We start from the raw sequence: 2,543 nt of genomic DNA on the forward strand, positions 1-2,543 counted from the left end.
CAGCAGGAGGTCCATCTGGGCGTACCGTTCGGCCGGGACCGCGGCCCTGCCGGGCCGGAAGACCTTGATGTAGCATCCCTCCGCCCGGATGATCGCCCGCGTGTAGGGCCAGTGGGAAATGATTTCCCCGCGCTGTCTTTCGGTCCGAAGGGCCGGCAGTTCGGGATCGTCCTCCGGCAGGATCTCAAAGTGGCCATGGCTCAGATGTGCTCCCCGAACGCCGGGCCGTTCTGCAGTCCGGACCTCCAACAAGTATTCTCCCGGTTCTTTATCGGGCCACGCGTTGTGGACGCGCCACGGGGTGCCGGCGTCGTCGGTGTATTTCCAAAGCGGTGGGTGCCAGCTCATGCGATCAACTCCAGGGCCCGGCGGATATGCCAGCTCGTGTCGGCCGGCCAGTCGCTGGCCCGGTTCCTGAACGGGTCGACGCTGTTCAGGAACAACCGGAAGGCCGCCCAGGTCTCCACCCTGGCCTGCGATACGTGCCCGCCGGCCTCGCGGTAACCGTCGATCAGCTGGGCCGTCTTGCGGCCGCCGGCGACGGGCCCGACGCCGGCGGGGTCTGCGATGTCCTCCACCGCGGCAAAGGACCCAAGGTCCCTCGCCGGGTCGGAGGTTGTCACGCGGTCGAAATCGATGATGCGGATGGCCGGGCCGTCCACCAGTACTTGGTCCGCCGAAAAGTCACCATGGACCATCACCGGCTGTTGCCTTCGGGGGCCGGCGGCGCCGACAGCTGCCAGGAGCCGGCCGGTGAGCGCGTCCACCGGAGCCTCGAGCCCGGGGAGCAGGCAAGTGATCATGGACCGCGTGGCCATGAGCTGGCTTACAAGGTCCTCCATGTCCGCCATCGGGTCCGCTCCGGTTCCCGCGTCCATTCCATGGATCGCCGCCAGGGCTTGGCCGGCCCGGTAGGCGGCCGGATCGTTGTCGACGCCGCCCAGGTCTCCGTGGCCCCAGTCCGGGGAGGCGCTGATGCCGTGCGCGGCGCATTCCGGGTCGGCGAGTTCGGGCAGGACCGGGATGCCTTGGCTCTGAAGCCGCTGCCGCAGGCGGAGGCCTTCGGCAGCTTCGTCAGCTTGGACGGCGGTCTTGACGACGACGGGCAGTGTCGCCGATGGGATCCTGACAACGAGCCTGCGCTCCGGGTTGTATCTCAGCACGCTGACCGGGGGGTCCAGGAAGCGCCCTGCCGCGGGGAGCGCTCCGAGCCGTCCGAGTCCGTGGTCCCGGAGCCACCGCAGGTTGGGGCGCAGCGGCCAGTCCTCTTCGATGGGGCCGACAGCCACGACGACGTCACCGTGCGGACGGTCGGGCTGGACAAGCCGGATGCCGCCGTCGCGCTTTTGCGAGCTGTCTGCCCGCTGCTGCAGTTTCCCGACGTGCTCCGGTGTTGTGGTCAATGCCCAGCCGTAGCTGCCGGCGCCGCTGCCGTAGCTGCCGCTGCCGGCCCGGCGGAAGGCGACGAGGGCGGAGGTGTGCGGTTTGTAGCGGGTCCTGATGATCCGGACGCTTTCGCCCAGGAGCTCTGAGAGCAGCTCGTCGTCGAGCACCCAGTTCAGGCCAGGGATCCGGGGGTCCCGGGCCGCCAGGGCACGGTCGGCGTCGCGCCGCTGCGCCTGCAGCCACTCTTCCTGCAGCCTTAGTCCCTGCGGGGTGCTCATGTCGGCACCTTGAACAGTTCACCCGGCTCGGGGGTCTGCTGCCTGTGGACCCAGCCGGCAAAGCGGGAATCCGGATCGGCCAGCAATGACTGCGGCGGCCCGTCTTCCAGGATTTGGCCGTCTTCGAGCCAGATCACCCGGTCGCACGATTGGGCCGAGTTGACGTCGTGGGTGATCGTGATGGAGGTCCGGCCCTCGGTGAGTGTGTCCAGGGCGCTGAGGACCGAATCCCGGGATGCCGGATCGAGCCCGGCGGTCGCCTCGTCCAGGATCACGATCGGGGCCTTGCGGAGCATGGCACGGGCGACGGCCAGCCGTTGACGCTGGCCCCCGGAAAGATTGTTGGCCGCCTCGCCAAGGACGGTTTCGTAGCCCTGGGGCAGCGCACGGATGAAACCGTCGGCCTGGGCGAGGGCCGCCACAGCTTCGATCTCCTCATCGGTGGCATCGAGGCGGCCGAACCTTATGTTCTCCCGGACGGAGGTTCCGAACAGCACGGAGTCCTGGAGCAGGATGGAGACGTGGGCGCGGACGGAAGCGATCTTGAGGTCCCGCAGGTCCTCGCCGCCGAGGCTGACACTCCCCTTCCACGGGTCCACCATCCGAAGGATCATGCTTGCCAGTGTGGACTTTCCGGCCCCGGAGGGCCCCAGAACGGCGCAGTGTTGACCTGCCGGTATGGTCAGGGTGATTCCCTTGAGTACCGCGGTTTCCTCGAAGTGGCCGGCCCAGACGTCATCGAACACAATGTCCGGGTGCGGGTTCCTGAGGGCGACGGCGTGCGGTGACTCGGGCACGTCACTCTGGGCCTCAAGCAGGTCCGCAACCCGTTCCCCGGAGGCCGTCGCGCGGGCGATGCGGCTCGTGTACCTGGCCACA

The 2,543-nt window shown here is 68.4% G+C and carries 2 protein-coding genes and 1 pseudogene; all 3 read right to left on the reverse strand.

Annotation, left to right across the window (positions count from 1 at the left end; genetic code table 11):
- Positions 1-348, reverse strand: a pseudogene (locus LQV45_RS25420) (hypothetical protein); the annotation flags it as partial.
- Positions 345-1,664, reverse strand: coding sequence for a phosphotransferase family protein (locus LQV45_RS25425; RefSeq protein WP_230009409.1), 1,320 nt, complete (start codon positions 1,662-1,664; stop codon positions 345-347). The gene LQV45_RS25425 and the pseudogene LQV45_RS25420, both read right to left, overlap by 4 nt.
- Positions 1,661-2,543: ABC transporter ATP-binding protein (locus LQV45_RS25430; RefSeq protein ID WP_230009411.1), on the reverse strand; the 883-nt coding region annotated here is incomplete at its 5' end. The genes LQV45_RS25430 and LQV45_RS25425, both read right to left, overlap by 4 nt.

The sequence above is a fragment of the Microbacterium sp. Bi128 genome (assembly GCF_918698205.1).

Coding starts and splice junctions, on each gene's coding strand:
- LQV45_RS25425 (WP_230009409.1), bottom strand. CDS start 1,664: ATGAGCACCCCGCAGGGACTAAGGCTGCAGGAAGAGTGGCTGCAGGCG.